Here is a 16,650-nt window from a genome sequence, read left to right as displayed (position 1 = left end):
TATTCCGTTGGGAAGGACTTATCTTGGTCGCCATTACCGTCGCGACCGAGTGTCTTCACATGACTTCAAACCTGCCGGCTGCAGGCAAGGCAGTGCAAAACGAAAATAAGGAGCAAGTCCGATGGACATCATCGTTCTCGGAATAGGGTTTTTATTTTTCGCCCTGTTCTTCGCCTTCATCAAAGCCTGCGACAGTCTTTAGGCGGAAGGATCACAACATGCTTGTCGATTACATCCTTGGTGGCGCTGTGACCTTGTTCCTTCTCGCCTACCTGACATACGCCCTCGTTCGCCCAGAACGTTTCTAACGGCAACTGGCGAAGGCACGGAAAGCTATTTCAATGACTTTCAACGGATGGATACAGATCCTCGTCTATTGCGGGATCGTCGTTTTGCTCGTGAAGCCGCTCGGCGGCTACATGTATCGCGTTTTCAGCGGCGACCGCACATTCCTCTCGCCAATTTTGGGCCCTGTCGAGCGGAGTCTTTATCGCATCTCGGGAACCAGCGAGCGTGAGGAGCAGCACTGGACCACCTATGCGGCGGCCCTGCTGTTCTTCAACCTGGCCGGTTTCCTGGTGCTTTACTTCCTACAGCGGCTGCAAGGCAGCCTGCCTTACAATCCGGCCGGTATGAGCGCCGTCGAACCCGGTCTCGCCTTCAACACCGCCGCCAGCTTCATGACCAACACCAACTGGCAGAACTACGGCGGCGAAAGCACAATGTCCTATCTCGTGCAGGTGGCCGGCCTCACCGTGCAGAACTTCCTGTCCGCGGCGACCGGTATCGCCATCGCAATCGCGCTGATCCGCGGCTTCACCAAGGCCTCCGGCAAATCGATCGGCAATTTCTGGGTCGATATGACCCGGTGCACCCTTTACCTGCTGCTGCCGCTCTGCATCGTGCTGACGCTGGTCTATGTCTATCTCGGCATACCGCAGACGCTCAGCGCCTATATCGACGCCACAACATTGGAGGGCGCGCGGCAGACGATCGCGGTCGGGCCAGCAGCCTCGCAGATCGCCATCAAGATGCTCGGCACCAATGGCGGCGGCTTCTTCAACGCCAATGCCGCGCACCCTTTCGAAAATCCCGATGCGATCTCGAACCTGATCCAGATGGTTTCGATCTTCGCTATCGGTGCGGCGCTGACCAACGTCTTCGGCCGTACGAACGGCAACCAGCGCCAGGGTTGGGCGATCTTGACCGCGATGGGCGTCCTCTTCATCGCCGGCGTCGCCGTCTGCTACTGGGCGGAAGCATCAGGCAATCCGCTGGTTCATGCGCTGGGCATCGACGGCGGCAACATGGAAGGCAAGGAAACGCGCTTCGGCATCGCTTTGTCGGCGCTGTTTGCGGTCATCACCACGGCCGCGTCCTGCGGCGCCGTCAACGCCATGCATGACAGCTTCACTGCGCTTGGCGGCATGATCCCGATCATCAACATGCAGCTCGGCGAGGTCATTGTCGGCGGTGTCGGCGCCGGTCTCTACGGCATCCTGATGTACATCGTGATCGCCGTCTTCGTCGCCGGACTGATGGTCGGACGCACGCCCGAATATCTCGGCAAGAAGATCGAAGCCAAGGAGATCAAGATGGCGATGCTCGCCATTCTCTGCCTGCCGCTGGCGATGCTGATCTTCACCGCCATCGCGGTGGTGCTGCCGACAGGCGTCGCTTCCATAGCCAATGCCGGCCCGCACGGCTTCTCCGAGGTTCTCTATGCCTACACCTCGGCTGCCGCCAACAACGGCTCGGCCTTTGGCGGCCTGACCGGCAACACGCCCTGGTACAACATCACGCTCGGCATCGGCATGTTGATGGGCCGCTTCCTGGTCATCATCCCGGCTCTGGCGATCGCCGGTTCGCTTGTCGCCAAGAAGACGTTGCCCGCCTCCGCCGGCACCTTCCCGACCGACGGGCCGCTGTTCGTCGGGCTTCTGGTCGGCGTCATTCTGATCGTCGGTGGCCTCACCTTCTTCCCGGCGCTGGCGGTCGGACCGATCGTCGAGCACCTGGCTGGCATCCACGGGCAGACGTTCTGAAACCGCCCCACCTTGGATCAATGTCATGTCCTGGTTCGAAACCATACGCCGCAAGATTCGACATCGAGCCGATCAAAAGGGAGCAACCCCGCCTCCTTTCCCGACCATGTCCACGTTCTTCGGCATTGCGGCCGTCATGATCGTGATCTGGCTGCTGGCCTCCGGGCTTCCGCATCTTCTTTCGGCATACGATCGATCGGTGCCATCCAACAACATCGATACTGGAGCCACTAAATGAGCCAGTCCAAATCCGCTGTTATCATGGATGCCCGCATCCTGCTGCCCGCCATCGACGGGGCCTTCAGGAAACTGAACCCGCGCACCTTGATGCGCAATCCGGTGATGTTCGTCGTCGCTGTCGTCTCGGCGCTCACGTCAGTCCTGTTCGTCAAGGATCTTGTCACTGGTGGCGGCGATCTCGGCTTCTCGCTGCAGATCATCATCTGGCTGTGGTTCACCGTGCTTTTCGCCAACTTCGCCGAAGCGGTCGCCGAAGGCCGAGGCAAGGCGCAGGCCGATTCGCTGCGCAAGGCGCGCACCGAGGCCGAGGCCAAGCTGTTGAGCGGCGACGACCGCACCAAGTTCAAGCGGGTACCCGGCACCAGCCTGAAGGTCGGCGACGTGGTGCTCGTCGAGGCTGGCGACATCATTCCATCGGACGGCGAGGTGATCGAAGGCGTCGCTTCGGTCAACGAGGCGGCGATCACCGGCGAATCTGCTCCGGTGATCCGTGAATCCGGCGGCGACCGTTCGGCGGTGACCGGCGGCACGCAGGTATTGTCCGACTGGATCCGCGTGCGCATCACCGCGGCCTCCGGCCATACGTTCCTCGACCGCATGATCTCGCTGGTCGAAGGCGCCGAGCGCCAGAAGACGCCCAACGAGATCGCGCTCAACATCCTGCTCGTCGGCATGACGCTGATCTTCGTGCTGGCGACGGCGACGATCCCGAGTTTCGCCTCCTATTCGGGCGGCTACATCTCGGTGACCGTCCTGGTCGCCCTGTTCGTCACCTTGATCCCGACGACGATCGGGGCGCTGCTTTCGGCCATCGGCATCGCCGGCATGGATCGCCTGGTACGGTTCAACGTGCTGGCGATGTCGGGCCGCGCCGTAGAGGCGGCTGGCGACGTCGACACGCTGCTGCTCGACAAGACCGGCACGATCACGCTCGGCAATCGCCAGGCGACGGCATTCCGCCCGGTCAAGGGCGTCACCGAGCAGGAGCTGGCCGACGCTGCACAGTTGGCCTCGCTTGCCGATGAAACGCCGGAAGGCCGCTCGATCGTCGTGCTGGCGAAGGAGAAATACGCCATCCGTGCCCGCGACATGGCAACACTGCATGCCGCTTTCGTGCCCTTCACCGCGCAAACCCGCATGAGCGGCGTCGACATCGACGGCTCGTCGGTTCGCAAGGGCGCGGTCGATTCGGTGCTCGCCCACGTCAATCAGTCGACCGTCGCCACGCATGGTACGCGCCCCAGCAGCGACATCGTCCGCGACCTGCAGGCGATCGCCGACGACATCGCCAAATCCGGCGGCACGCCGCTGGCGGTCGAGCGCGACGGACGCCTGCTCGGCGTCGTCCATCTCAAGGACATCGTCAAAGGCGGCATCAGGGAACGCTTCGCCGAACTGCGCAAGATGGGGATCCGCACGGTGATGATCACCGGCGACAATCCGATGACGGCGGCGGCGATCGCGGCGGAGGCCGGCGTCGATGATTTTCTTGCCCAGGCGACGCCCGAGGACAAGCTGAAGCTCATCCGCGACGAACAGGCCAAGGGCAAGCTCGTCGCCATGTGCGGCGACGGCACCAATGATGCGCCCGCCCTTGCGCAGGCCGATGTCGGCGTTGCGATGAACACCGGCACGGTCGCCGCACGCGAAGCCGGCAATATGGTCGACCTCGACAGCGATCCGACCAAGCTGATCGAGATCGTGGAAATCGGCAAGGCGCTGCTGATGACGCGCGGCTCGCTGACGACCTTCTCCATCGCCAACGACGTGGCCAAGTATTTTGCCATCATCCCGGCAATATTCGCCGTCTTCTACATCGCGCCGGGGCAGACATCAGGTCCGCTGCAGGCGCTCAACATCATGCATCTGGCAACGCCGCAGAGCGCCATTCTCTCGGCCATCATCTTCAACGCACTGATCATCATCGCGCTGATCCCGCTGTCGCTGAGAGGCGTCAGATATCGCGCGATCGGCGCGGGCGCGCTGCTCAGCCGCAACCTTCTTGTCTACGGCCTCGGCGGCATCATTGTCCCCTTCGTCGGCATCAAGGCGATCGATATGGCCATCACCGCGATTGGCCTCGCATAAGGAATTAAGTCCATGCTCAAGCAAATCAGACCCGCGATCACCATGATCGTTTTCTTCACCATCCTTACCGGCCTGATCTATCCGATCGGCATGACCGGCATCGCCCAGGCCCTGTTCCCCAACCAGGCCAATGGCAGCCTGATCGAGAAGGACGGCAAGATCGTCGGCTCCGAACTGATCGGCCAGGCTTTTGCCAGCGAGCGCTATTTCCATGGCCGGCCGTCGGCTGCCGGCGACGGCTACAACGCCGCAGCTTCGAGCGGTTCGAATCTCGGGCCGACCAACCCCAAGCTGATCGACCGCATCAAGGGCGATGCCGACAGACTGAAGGCGGAAAATCCGGACCAGCCGGTGCCGATGGATCTGGTCACGACTTCAGGCAGCGGCCTCGATCCGCATATCAGCCCCGAGGCCGCCTATTTCCAGGTTACCAGGGTGGCCAAGGCCAGGGGCGTTGACGAAGCCAGGGTTAAAGCCCTTGTCGACAGCCATGTCGAGGATCGCGAACTCGGCTTCATGGGAGAGCCGGTAGTCAATGTGCTGGCGCTCAATCTGGCGCTGGACGAGGCCACCAAGCAATGAATGGTGGGGCGGGGATCGACACCATCCCCGGCGCCATTCATGATCGATTCTGATGCCGGACGACAGCCGCAACGAAACCAGACCCTCACCCGACGCGCTGCTTGATCATGCGGAGCGGGAGGCGCGCGGTCGTCTGCGGATATTCCTGGGCGCAGCACCCGGTGTCGGCAAGACCTATGAAATGCTGATGTCGGGCCGTGCAAGACTGGCCGACGGGGTGGACGTGGTGATCGGCGTCGTCGAAACGCACGGCCGCAAGGAAACCCAGGTGCTGGTCGATGGCTATGAGGTGATTCCCCGTCACCAGGTCGACTACAAGGGGCGCATCCTCGAGGAAATGGACCTCGATGCCATCCTTGCCCGGCGTCCGGCGCTGGTCCTCGTCGACGAGCTTGCCCATACCAACGCGCCGGGCAGCCGCCATCCCAAGCGCTATCTCGACGTTCAGGAAATCCTGACGCACGGTATCGACGTCTACACGACGCTCAACATCCAGCATGTCGAGAGCCTGAACGATGTCGTGGCGCAGATCACGCGCGTCAGGGTGCGCGAGACGGTTCCAGACTCCATCATCGACCAGGCCGACGACATCGAGATCATCGATCTCACGCCCGACGACCTGATCAAGCGGCTCGAGGAAGGCAAGGTCTATATCCCCAGCACCGCCCAGCGCGCGATCGAGAACTATTTCTCGCCGGGCAATCTGACGGCGCTCAGGGAACTGGCGCTCCGCCGCACCGCCCAGCGCGTCGACGAGCAGTTGCTGATCCACATGCAGGCCCACGCCATACCCGGGCCCTGGGCGGCGGGGGAAAGGGTTCTCGTCTGCGTCGACGCGCGTCCGGGCGGGGCGGCCCGTGTCCGCTATGCGCGGAGATTGGCCGACCGGCTCCGCGCCCCCTGGACGGCGCTTCATGTCGATACCCCTCGTTCAGCCGGGATGTCAGAGGAGGACAAGGATCGGCTAGCGACTCTGCTGCGCCTTGCCGAGCAGCTCGGCGCGGAGGTAACGACCATTCCAGGTCAGAACGTCGCGCAGGACATCGTTCGCCATGCGACCGCGAACAACTTCACCCATATCGTGATCGGCAGGCCGACCCGATCGCGCTGGCGGGAATTGATCGAAGGCTCGCTCACTTATGATCTCATCCGCAATGCCGGCGACATCAGCGTCCATGTCATTTCGGGAAACGAACGCAACGCCGAGGCGACGTCGAGGACCGTCAAGGCTGCGGACGAGCAGTGGCAATTCGAGATCTGGCCCTATCTCAAGGCCACGGCCTATGTTGTTGGCTCGCTCGCCTTCGCCGTCCTTCTCCACCAGTTTCTCGACGTCCGCAACCTGGCGATCATCTTTCTCATCGGGGTTCTGACTTCGGCGGTGACCGGCGGTCTCTGGCCAGCTTTGTATGCCTGCCTCATCAGCGCCATTGCCTTCAACTATTTCTTCCTGGAACCACGTTACACGCTGACGATCCAGGATCCGGAGAGCATCGTTGCGCTGGCTGTCTTCCTGGTTGTTGCGGTCATTGCCAGCAATCTGACAGTGCGCGTGCAGCGACAGGCGGTCGCTGCCCGCTCGCGGGCACGCGCCACGGAAGATATCTATCTCTTCTCGAAGAAGCTCGCCGGCGCTGGCACGCTTGACGACGTGCTCTGGGCAACTGCCTTCCAGATTGCCTCGATGCTGAAGCTGCGCGTGGTGCTGCTGCTGCCGGAAAACGGCTCGATCACCGTCAAGGCCGGCTATCCTCCCGACGACACGCTGGCTGAGGCCGACATCGCGGCCGCCCGTTGGGCCTGGGAGCACGATCGCCCCGCGGGCCGCGGCGCCGACACGCTTCCCGGAGCAAGACGCCTCTATCTGCCGTTGCGGACGGGGCGCACCGCCGTCGGCGTCGTCGGCCTCGACAACGACAAGCAAGGCCCGTTGCTGACTCCAGAACAGAAGCGCCTTCTCGACGCGCTCGCCGATCAAGCGGCAGTCGCCATCGAGCGCATCCAGCTTGTTGCCGACGTCGACCGGGCCAAGCTCGAGGCCGAGGCGGACCGCCTGCGCTCGGCGCTGCTGACCTCGATTTCCCATGACCTGAAAACACCGCTTGCCGCCATCATGGGCGCCGCCGGCACCTTGCGGGAATTTGCGCCGGCGCTTCCCGAAGCGGATCGGGCGGAGCTGCTGTCGACCGTGCTTGACGAATCGGAGCGACTGAACCGCTTCATCGCCAATCTGCTCGACATGACAAAGATCGAATCCGGTGCGATGGAGCCGAACTACGCATTCCACTATGTCGGCGACATTGTCGGCACCGCCTTGCATCGGGCCAGGAAAATCATCGGCGAACACAAGACCGAAATGGACATTCCCGCGGATCTGCCGATGTTGAGGCTCGACCCCGTCCTGTTCGAGCAAGCGCTGTTCAACCTCCTCGACAACGCCGCTAAATATGCGCCGCCAGGTTCGACGATCCGCCTGCAGGGCTGGGCCGACAATGGTTCCGTCATCCTGCAGATCATGGATGAGGGACCGGGCATTCCGCCAGCGGATCTGGAGCGCATTTTCGACACGTTCCACCGGGTGCGCAAGGGCGACCAGGTCCGTGCCGGCACCGGGCTCGGGCTCTCGATCTGCCGCGGCTTCATCGAGGCGATGGGCGGGACGATTTCGGCGGCCAACAGGACCGACCGCTCGGGTGCGGTTTTCACCATCAGGATGCCGGTGCCGACGGGCCAACGTGTGGACTATCCCGACATGGATGACTTGCCATGACGATCCTGGACGTCAGGATATTGGTCGTCGATGACGAACCGCCGATCCGCAAGCTGCTTCGCGTCGGCCTTGGCAGCCAGGGCTATGCGATCAGTGAGGCGCCAAACGCCAAGACGGCGATCGAACTGATGGAGACGGAGAAGCCGGACCTGATCCTGCTCGATCTCGGCCTGCCCGGCATGGGCGGCCACGAATTGCTGCGCAAATGGCGGGACGACGGCCTGGACGTTCCCGTGGTCATCCTTTCCAGCCGCACCGACGAGACCGGCATCGTCTCGGCGCTAGAACTCGGCGCCGACGACTATGTCACCAAGCCGTTCGGCATGAACGAGCTTGTCGCGCGCATCCGCGTGGCGCTCCGCCACAAGTTCCAGCAGCAAGGCGAGAAGCCGGTTTTCCACACCGGCGATCTCACGGTCGATCTGGTAAAGCGCATCGTCACGATCGAGGGCAGGGAGATAAAGCTCTCGCCGAAGGAGTACGACATCCTGCGCATCCTCGTGCAGTACGCGGGCAAGGTTCTCACCCACCAGTTTCTTTTGAAGCAGGTCTGGGGCGATTCGACCGACGTGCAGTATCTCAGGGTCTATGTGCGGCAGCTCAGGCAAAAGATCGAGAAAACGCCCGACCAACCGCGTTACATCACCACCGAAACCGGCGTCGGATATCGTCTGCGCGAAGTGGACTGAAGCGACGGGCGGGGCGACGTTCAATCGGCCGAGAGCTCCGCGGCGAGCCGCTGAAGCCGGTCAATGAGATTGGGAAGCTGATCGGCTGGCCTTTGTCGACCGCAACCGCATTGATTTTCAAAATGGTGGCGGCCTTGAGCAGCGGCGTGATTTTCGCGTTGAATGCCACAGGCACCAGGCGACCGACGACCTAACAAGTGCTGAACTGCAGGATGCCCTCCAATTTGTTGTCGTCGATCTCGAGATTTATCCCCTTGCCCGGCGCGCATGGGGTCGATGGGCATTGAGTTCGGCAGCTCAACCCGCCAATTCCGCTTCGGCGAGGCTTTAACCATGGCATCACCAGACAAACGCCCTATATGATTGGAGGCTCAGTTTCGCGCGGGAATGAATGGATGTCGCCGTTTCGCCTATCGACGATCTTGATGTCGGCAATGCTGGCAACAGCAATGCTGTCGGGTGCGGCTGTCTCCGCGCAGATCGTCAGTCCCGCCAACCGCAACGCTCTGGTCCGGCAAAACGAATTGCAGATGCTCGAGAACAGGCTGCGGCGGCAGCAATATCAACAGCAGCAACAGCAGTTCCGTGCCCAGGATCGCGAGGTCGCGCCGCAACGGCCTGATGTGCAGCAGATGAAGCCTACGTGCCAGTTGCGGCGGTCGGGCAGCCGCTTTATCAGCACCTGCCGCTGATGAGCCGGTACTTTTCATTTATTTAGCCGACTTATATACTTGAACGCCGCTGTGCTTGAAGCAGCATCAAAACGGTTTTGATTTCGCAACGTGCCTTTATGCTTGGGCACTGCCCTGATTGGATCATCGGGAATGGCAGTCACCAAGAAGAAGGTCGTACGCAAGGCAAGGAAGGGCGAGCGAATCCGTCAGGTCGCGGCTATTCCTTTTCGGCTGAGCGAGCGTGGCGACGTCGAGATGATGCTGGTCACCTCGACATCGACAAGGCGCTTTATCGTGCCCAAGGGCTGGCCGATGAAGGGCAAGAGTGGGCGCAAGGCAGCCACTATCGAAGCGCAGGAGGAAGCCGGCGTCCTCGGCAAAACTCTGAAGCAGCCGGCCGGCACCTATTCCTACTGGAAGCGGCTGACGAACCGCTTCGTCCGCGTCGACGTCACCGTCTATCTGCTGGCGGTGACCGAGGAACTGGCCAACTGGCAGGAAGCCAAAAGGCGGCAGCGGGCATGGCTGACGCCGGAAGACGCTGCAGCGCTTATCGACGAGCCCGATCTTTCAACGCTGCTGAAGAACTTGAAAGTTCCCCAACCAGCGCCCGCTGGCGAACTTGAACCAGGGCCTCATTTGGAGTCGTCCTCTCTCTGAGGGAAAGGCCGCACCGGCGTGCCGGTATAGGCCCACAACCACTCGCGCGGCAGTGGTCCCTTGTTGCGGTCGCTCTGTTGCGACTGTTCCCACGCATGCGCCAATATGCCGACCGAGCGCGAGAGCACGAAAAGGCCGCGTGTCAGCGGCGGCGGAAAGCCGAGCTCGCCATAGATGACGGCGGTGGCGCCGTCGATGTTGAGCGGGATCTTCTTGCCCTTGCGCCGCGCGACCTCGGCCTCAACAGCCTCGGCGATGTCGGCGAAACGTCCGCCGACGATGCCGCGCGCGGCAAAATCGCGAGTCAGCTCGATGAGGCGCGGCGCCCGCGGATCGACCGGATGGAAGCGGTGCCCGAGCCCCGGCACATAGGATTTTTCCTCGGCGAAGAAACGATCGAGCCGCACCGAGACGGCATCGGCAAGCGTCTCTCCTCCGTCCAGTGCCGCGGCGATGTCGCCGTAGAAGGCAAGCGCCTGCTCGCCGGCGCCGCCATGCACGTCGCCAAGCACATTGATGGCTGAGGCCATGGCGCTGTTGATGCCGACGCCGCAGGTAGCCGCCATTCGGGCAATGGCGATCGACGGTGCCTGCGGCCCATGGTCGACGGCCGCCCCGAGCGCGATGCCGAGCAGCGCCGCCTGCTCCTCACCAGGCAGTTCGCCGCGCAGCATCAACCAGATCATCGCCGGAAAGCTGACGCGGCCGATCAGGTCCTGAATCTCATAGCCGCGCAACCGGATCATGCCGGGGCGCATTTCGATGATATCGGTCTGCCACCATTCCTCGCCGCGCTCGCGGCCGGTTTTTTTCCCAACGTTGCTCATGTTCTCGCGTCGCTCATGCCTGCGCTCTTTTCTTGACGCGCGGCGGCAGACCGGCAAACACCTCGTCCATATGCTCGCCCAGCGCCGGCGGCGGCTTGGTCGGCAAGGGTGCCGCACCATCGACCATGAACCCGCCGCGCACGACGGTCAGCGGCCGGTCCATCTTCGGCATGCCATCGAAACGGGTGGTCATGTCGCGCTCGATCACTTGCTGCTCCGCCAGCACCTGCGGGATCGTCAGCACCCTGCCTGCCGGCACGCCTGCGCGATTGAGCGTCTCCTCCCAGGCTGCGGCCGAGCCGCTCTCCAAAGCGTCCTCGATCAGCGCCTTCAAGGCGATGCGATTGCGCTTGCGCGTCTCACGCTCGGCAAAGCGCGGGTCCGACGCCAGATCGGGCAGCCCGATCAGCCGGCAGAGCGACACGAACTGCTCCTGCTTGTTGGCGGCGATGTTGAGCAGACCGTCGCCGGTGCGAAACGTACCGGAAGGTGCAGCCGTCATGTTCTCATTGCCCATGGGCTGCGGCTCGACGTCAGCCGTCAGATAGTTGGAGACCGGCCAGCCCAGCGCGGAAAGCGTGCATTCGAGCATCGACACGTCGAGGAAGGCGCCCTCGCCTGTCGTCTTCTGCTTCACGAGTGCCGCGGCGATGGCGAACGCCCCGACCAGCCCGCCCAGCGTGTCGGCGACCGGATAGCCGACACGCAGCGGCGCGGTTTCCGGCGTGCCGGTGATGCTCATGATGCCTGAAAGTCCTTGGATGATCTGGTCGTAGGCAGGATTGTCGCGCATCGGCCCGGTCTGGCCGAAGCCCGAAATCGCGCAATAGACAAGGCTGGGGCGGACCTCTTTGAGCCTCGCATAGCCGAGCCCCAGCCGGTCCATTACGCCGGGGCGAAAATTCTCGACCAGCGCGTCGGCGGAGGCGACCAGATCGAGGAAGCGTTCGCGATCGGCCTCTTTCTTGAGATCGAGCACCACCGATCGTTTGCCGGCGTTCTGCGCCAGGAACGAAGCGCCCATGCCAGTGCTGTTGAGTTCCGGCGAACCGCCGAGCTGGCGCGCCAGGTCGCCGCCTTGCGGCGCCTCGACCTTGATCACATCGGCCCCGAGCAGCGCCAGCTGATAGGCGCAGTAGGGGCCAGCCAGAACATTGGTCAGGTCGAGGACGCGGATACCGCTCAGCAGATCGGTCATCATGTTACAGACAGATCAGGCATCGCCCGGCACATGCTCCGGTCCGCGCAGGCGCCTGCGTTCGATGTAAGCGTAGATATGTGGCCCAATCAGCCCGATGAACGCCAGCGTCAGCAGCGTCAGCGACAGCGGATGCTTGTAGAACACCGACCAGTCGCCGTTCGAGATGGTCATCGCGCGGCGGAACTGCGTTTCGGCGAGCGGCCAGAGGATCATACCGATGATGACCGGCGCCGTCGGGAAATCGAAGCGCCGCATCAGGAATCCGGCCCCGCCGAGCAGATAGAGGATGACGAGGTCGGTCGGTGACTGCGAAATACCGTAGGTGCCGACCGTAGCGAACACCAGGATGCCGGCATAGAGCTGCGGCGCCGGGATTTTCAGCAGCCGCACCCACAACCCGATTAGCGGCAGGTTGAGAATGACGAGGATGATATTGGCGATGAACAGGCTGGCGATCAGCCCCCAGACCAGATTGGCCTGCGTCATGAACAGCATCGGCCCGGGATTGATGCCATAGCTCTGGAAGGCCGACAGCATGATCGCGGCCGTCGCCGAGGTCGGCAGCCCGAGCGTCAGCATCGGCACCAGCACGCCGGCAGCCGATGCGTTGTTGGCGGCTTCCGGTCCGGCAACGCCTTCAATGGCGCCGACCGTGCCGAACTCCTCCTTGTGTTTGGAGAGCTTCTTCTCGATCGCATAGGACAGGAAGGTCGGGATCTCGGCGCCGCCGGCCGGCAGGGCGCCGATCGGGAAGCCGAGCAGGGCGCCGCGCAGCCAAGCCTTCCACGAGCGTGCCCATTCGGCCGCCGTCATGTAGAGTGAGCCCTTCAGCGGCACGATCTCGTCCTTGCCGGCATAGCGGCGCGAGGCCATGTAGAACGTCTCGCCGACCGCAAAGAGGCCGACGGCGACGACGATCACGTCGACGCCGTCGAGCAATTGGCTCATGCCGAAGGTGAAGCGCGGCTGTCCGGTCTGCAGGTCGACGCCGATCATGCCGATGACGAAGCCGATGAACAGGCTGGTCAGGCCACGCACCGACGACGAGCCGAGCACCGCCGAAACCGTGATGAAGGCCAGCACCATCAGCGAAAAATATTCGGCCGGGCCGAAAGACAGCGCGAATTTGACCACGACCGGGGCCAGGAAAGCGACGCCTAGCGTGCCGAGTGTGCCGGCGACGAAGGAGCCGATCGCCGAGGTGGCAAGTGCCGCGCCGCCACGGCCGGAACGGGCCATCCTGTTGCCTTCCAGCGCAGTGACGATGGTTGCACTTTCGCCCGGCGTGTTGAGCAGGATCGATGTCGTCGAACCGCCATACATGGCGCCGTAATAGATACCGGCAAACAGGATGAAGGATGCTTCCGGCGCCACCTGATAGGTGATCGGCAAAAGCAGCGCGATGGTCAGCGCCGGTCCGAGGCCGGGCAGCACGCCGATCGCTGTCCCCAGTGTCGTGCCGAGCAGGCACCACATGAGATTGACCGGCGTAAAAGCGACCGAAAATCCGTGCGCGAGATGGCTGAGCGTTTCCATGGCTTCAGCCTCTCAACATACGGATAATCGAATCGAGACCCGTGTTCAGCTGGTTCTCGATGAAGCCGGCGCCGATATTGACGCCGAGCGCCCTGGCGAAGCCGAAATAGGCGGCAAGCGCCAGGATCAGGCCGAGCAGCACGTCACGCAGCGGATGTCTGCTGCCGAACCCGTGGCAGATGAGAACGAACATGATCACCGAGGCTGCGGTGAAGCCAAGCGGCTGGATCAGAACAAGGTTCGCGACCAGTCCGACGGCGACGATGCCCATCGCCTTCCAGTCGGTCGGCGTTTCCTTTTCTTCTTCCGGCTGCCAGCCGCCCCGCAGGGCGGCGACGATCAGCAGGAGGGAAAGGATCGTCATGCCGACCATGGTGATGTAGGGGAAGACGGTCGGGCCGACCTTGGAGTAGAGCGGCGACACCGGAATCGACAGCGTCTGCCAGGCTACTGCGCCGGCGCAGGCGAGAAGCCCGATGCCGATCAGCAATTCGGGCACGGCAAGGCGCGGCCGCGCCGCCTGCTGGTCGCTGGTGCTCATGATCGTCCTCCCTGGATAGGCCGGCCTCCCACAGCCGACCTCACAGCAGTTTCACTCGCGCTGGATCGAATGTCCATGCGGCTGGCGAACACCGGAAAGGGGCAGTGCAGACCGCCCCTCTCCGAGGACATCAGGCAAGGCCGAGGTCCTTGAGGATGGCTGCGATCCGGGTCGTGTCTTCGGCGAGAAATTTGGCATAGTCGTCGCCGGTGAGCAGGATTTGCGTCCAGTTGCGGTTTTTGCATTCGGTGGCCCAGGCATCGCTTTTGGCCATGGTCTCGACCAGCGTGATCATCGCCGCCTTGTCGGCGTCGGAAACGCCCGGCGGTGCGAAGACGCCGCGCCAGTTGAACAATTCGACATCGATGCCGGCTTCCTTCAGCGTCGGTGCGTCGATGCCTTCCTGGCGCTTGTCCGCAGAAATGGCAAGCAGCCGAAGCGCGCCTGCCTTGACCTGTTCGGAGAACTCGCCATAGCCGGAGATGCCGGCCGCGACCTGGTTGCCGAGAAGCGCCGACAGTGCCTCGCCGCCGCCGGCGAACGGCACGTAGGAGAGGTTGGCTGCCGGAACACCGGCCGTCTTCGCGATAAGGCCGAACAATATGTGGTCCGAGCCGCCGGCAGAACCGCCAGCCACCGGAACCTTGGTCGGATCGGCCTTGAGGGCGGCGACGAAATCCGCTGCGGTCTTGAACGGCGAGGCCGCCGGCACCACAAGCGCCTCGAATTCGCCGGTGAGGCGGGCGATCGGCGTGACTTCGGTGAGATTGTTGGCCGATTTGTTGGCGATAATGGCGCCAACCATGACCATGCCGGCAACCATCAGCGAATTGCCCTTGCCGTTCCACTGGCTGATGAATTGCGGCAGGCCGACTGTGCCGCCGGCGCCGCCGACATTGGTGATCTGCGAACCGGAGATCAGCTTCTCACTGCGCAGCACCTGGTCCATCGTGCGCGCCGTCTGATCCCAGCCGCCGCCGGGCGCTGCCGGCACGAAGATCTGGATCTGCGGCGCATCCTGCGCAAAAGCGGGCGAGAGATGCAACGCTGCGAAACCGGCGGCGCCGGCAGCGGCGGTGCTCATTAAAAATCTGCGTCTGTTCAGCATGGGATTCCTCCAATCACGACACCTCCTCTGGTGCCTGCCAGCAACGTAGCCTGAATTCAGACCCGCTCGACAAAAATTCATGCAGCCTTTGTCTTGTTCTGTCAACAGGAACGGCATTCTACTGGACAGAACTGTCTGCACGCGGCATAGTTGTTCCGATCGGCCCTTCTGTCCAACTGGGAACGGAACGACGTGGTCAAGCAGATGACCGTAACACAATCCAAGCCTGCGTCGACCAACGGTGTTGCCGCGCTCGACCGTGCGATCGCCATCCTCGATGCTTTCGCTACCGCCGACCGGTCGCTCAGCCTGGCCGAAATCGCGGCGCGGACCGGCCTCTACAAGAGCACGATCCTGAGGCTTGCGAACTCATTATTGCGCGGGCAGCTGCTGGAGCGTCTCGACGACGGCCGCTACCGTGTCGGCCCTGCCACCTTCCGGCTGGGTGCCCTATACCAGCGTTCGGTAGTGGCGATCGACATCCTGCTGCCGATCATGCGCGATCTGGCCGAGCGAAGCTGGGAAAGCGTCGCTTTCTATGTCCGCTCGGGCGACGTGCGGACCTGCCTCTACCGTGTCGAGTCCAAGCATCCCATCCGCTACACCATAAGGGAAGGCGACGTGCTGCCCTTGCTGGCCGGCTCGGGCGGCCGCGTGCTTGCGGCGTTTTCCGGTCAGCACGGCGAGCCTTACGAAACGATCCGCAAGACCTATCATTGTTTGTCGGTCGGCGACCGCGACCCCGAGACGGCGGGCGTCTCGGCACCGGTGTTCGGGCCGGGCCCCACCTTGCTCGGTGCGTTGACGCTGTCCGGCCCGAGCACGCGCGTCGACGCGGCTTTTCTTCAGCGCATGAAAAATCCGCTGATCGATGCAGCCGCGCGCGCCACCCGCGCTTTCGGCGAAGACGCCTCGATGCTCGAACAGGCGGCCCGCAAAGCCGGTGCCGAAGCGGAGGGCCCGGTGCTGAAGCGAAAGGCATAGAAAGCCCCGGTTCGGCCTGACCAGAACCACAGGGGTGACAGGCAGCACCCTCAAGGCTGCCGTTCCAGCAGGATCGTCGCATCGTCGTGATAGGTGGTCCGCAACACTTCCCTGTAGCCGCATTTTGCCGCGACGTTTAGCGAGGCGGTGTTTTCCGGATCGATGATGCAGACAGTCCTTGCGCGCCCGAATGCCTCGTCGCCCCAGGCGAGAACCCGTCCGACGACTTCGCTGGCGAAGCCCATTCCGTGGACTGCCGGGATGAGCGCCCAGCCGGCTTCCGGAACGCCTTCGATCGAAGGCACCATGTCGCGCTTCAGATCGTGAAAGCCTGCCTCGCCGATGAAGCGGCCGGATGCCTTGTCCTCGATCGCCCAGAAGCCGTAACCCAGCAGCGACCACAGGCCGGCATGGCGCAGGAAGCGCATCCAGCTTTCCTCCCGTGTGCGCGGCTTGCCGCCGATGAAGCGTGTGACGGCCGGATCGGCCCACATGGCGACATAGGCATCGAAATCATCGAGTTGGTGTGGCCGCAGCACGGTGCGCGGCGTTTCGATGAGGGGAGCGACGAGCGCCTGTGGATTGATCATGTGTCGTGCCTCGGTTGCGTTAGTTTGCCTGTGCTTAGTAGCCTGCCCTTGGATTTGACCCGGGGGTGCTCGGCGGTTTTGGGAGATAGCGATATGCGACAGAGATCCAAATCGC

General features: G+C 63.0%; 16 protein-coding genes. 10 read left to right on the top strand and 6 right to left on the bottom strand.

Translation table 11 applies throughout. The features are described from left to right. The first annotated feature begins 218 nt into the window (after window positions 1–218). The 9 genes from IHQ72_RS09685 (at window position 219) to IHQ72_RS09645 (ending at window position 9,748) form a co-directional block, all read left to right on the top strand. A complete protein-coding gene (locus IHQ72_RS09685) occupies window positions 219–308 on the top strand; it encodes a K(+)-transporting ATPase subunit F (protein ID WP_036266998.1) in 90 nt (29 codons plus the stop codon). A 33-nt stretch (window positions 309–341) separates the two neighbouring features. After that, the gene (gene kdpA / locus IHQ72_RS09680; protein ID WP_258122232.1) at window positions 342–2,045 is read left to right on the top strand and encodes a potassium-transporting ATPase subunit KdpA; all 1,704 of its coding nucleotides are present in this window, start codon (window positions 342–344) and stop codon (window positions 2,043–2,045) included. Between the two features lie 25 nt (window positions 2,046–2,070). Continuing rightward, window positions 2,071–2,283, top strand: a complete 213-nt coding sequence (locus tag IHQ72_RS09675) for a hypothetical protein (protein ID WP_192356228.1) — start codon at window positions 2,071–2,073, stop codon at window positions 2,281–2,283. Beyond that, window positions 2,280–4,373: a potassium-transporting ATPase subunit KdpB gene (gene kdpB / locus IHQ72_RS09670; RefSeq protein ID WP_258122231.1), complete on the top strand. Its 2,094-nt coding sequence runs from the start codon at window positions 2,280–2,282 to the stop codon at window positions 4,371–4,373. Before IHQ72_RS09675 ends, kdpB begins: the two co-directional genes overlap by 4 nt. Before the next feature lie 12 nt (window positions 4,374–4,385). Further along, window positions 4,386–4,955: a potassium-transporting ATPase subunit KdpC gene (gene kdpC, locus IHQ72_RS09665; RefSeq protein ID WP_258122230.1), complete on the top strand. Its 570-nt coding sequence runs from the start codon at window positions 4,386–4,388 to the stop codon at window positions 4,953–4,955. 52 nt (window positions 4,956–5,007) lie between these two features. After that, the gene (locus tag IHQ72_RS09660; protein ID WP_258122229.1) at window positions 5,008–7,725 is read left to right on the top strand and encodes a DUF4118 domain-containing protein; all 2,718 of its coding nucleotides are present in this window, start codon (window positions 5,008–5,010) and stop codon (window positions 7,723–7,725) included. Beyond that, entirely contained in the window at window positions 7,722–8,414 is a 693-nt protein-coding gene (locus IHQ72_RS09655) for a response regulator transcription factor (RefSeq protein ID WP_258122228.1), read from the top strand. The genes IHQ72_RS09660 and IHQ72_RS09655 overlap by 4 nt, the downstream gene beginning before the upstream one ends. Window positions 8,415–8,809: 395 nt before the next feature. Next, the gene (locus IHQ72_RS09650) at window positions 8,810–9,106 is read left to right on the top strand and encodes a hypothetical protein (RefSeq protein ID WP_258122227.1); all 297 of its coding nucleotides are present in this window, start codon (window positions 8,810–8,812) and stop codon (window positions 9,104–9,106) included. A 132-nt stretch (window positions 9,107–9,238) separates the two neighbouring features. Beyond that, window positions 9,239–9,748 (top strand): NUDIX hydrolase, encoded by a 510-nt coding sequence (locus IHQ72_RS09645; protein WP_258122226.1) that lies wholly within the window; start codon window positions 9,239–9,241, stop codon window positions 9,746–9,748. Here the strand turns inward: IHQ72_RS09645 and IHQ72_RS09640 are convergent. From IHQ72_RS09640 to IHQ72_RS09620, 5 genes are all read right to left on the bottom strand, one after another. Further along, window positions 9,724–10,575, bottom strand: coding sequence for a citryl-CoA lyase (locus tag IHQ72_RS09640; protein WP_258122224.1), 852 nt, complete (start codon window positions 10,573–10,575; stop codon window positions 9,724–9,726). The genes IHQ72_RS09645 and IHQ72_RS09640 overlap by 25 nt on opposite strands. Before the next feature lie 13 nt (window positions 10,576–10,588). Next, window positions 10,589–11,773, bottom strand: coding sequence for a CaiB/BaiF CoA transferase family protein (locus IHQ72_RS09635; protein ID WP_258123788.1), 1,185 nt, complete (start codon window positions 11,771–11,773; stop codon window positions 10,589–10,591). 15 nt (window positions 11,774–11,788) lie between these two features. Next, window positions 11,789–13,312, bottom strand: a complete 1,524-nt coding sequence (locus IHQ72_RS09630; RefSeq protein ID WP_258122223.1) for a tripartite tricarboxylate transporter permease — start codon at window positions 13,310–13,312, stop codon at window positions 11,789–11,791. Between the two features lie 4 nt (window positions 13,313–13,316). Next, complete coding sequence (locus IHQ72_RS09625; RefSeq protein WP_023797463.1) at window positions 13,317–13,853, bottom strand: tripartite tricarboxylate transporter TctB family protein; 537 nt, start codon at window positions 13,851–13,853, stop codon at window positions 13,317–13,319. Between the two features lie 130 nt (window positions 13,854–13,983). Continuing rightward, a complete protein-coding gene (locus IHQ72_RS09620) occupies window positions 13,984–14,961 on the bottom strand; it encodes a Bug family tripartite tricarboxylate transporter substrate binding protein (RefSeq protein ID WP_095496841.1) in 978 nt (325 codons plus the stop codon). Window positions 14,962–15,165: 204 nt separating this feature from the next. On the opposite strand from IHQ72_RS09620, the gene IHQ72_RS09615 reads away from it, so the two are divergent. Continuing rightward, window positions 15,166–15,945 carry an IclR family transcriptional regulator gene (locus IHQ72_RS09615; RefSeq protein ID WP_258122217.1) on the top strand — a complete coding sequence of 260 codons (780 nt, stop codon included), beginning with the start codon at window positions 15,166–15,168 and terminating at the stop codon, window positions 15,943–15,945. 50 nt (window positions 15,946–15,995) lie between these two features. Here the strand turns inward: IHQ72_RS09615 and IHQ72_RS09610 are convergent, their stop codons facing one another. After that, window positions 15,996–16,535 carry a GNAT family N-acetyltransferase gene (locus IHQ72_RS09610; protein ID WP_258122216.1) on the bottom strand — a complete coding sequence of 180 codons (540 nt, stop codon included), beginning with the start codon at window positions 16,533–16,535 and terminating at the stop codon, window positions 15,996–15,998. Between the last annotated feature and the right edge of the window lie 115 nt (window positions 16,536–16,650).

It is taken from the genome of Mesorhizobium onobrychidis, assembly GCF_024707545.1.
Taxonomy (GTDB): Bacteria; Pseudomonadota; Alphaproteobacteria; order Rhizobiales; family Rhizobiaceae; genus Mesorhizobium; species Mesorhizobium onobrychidis.
This window is presented reverse-complemented; position numbering and strand designations above follow the sequence as displayed.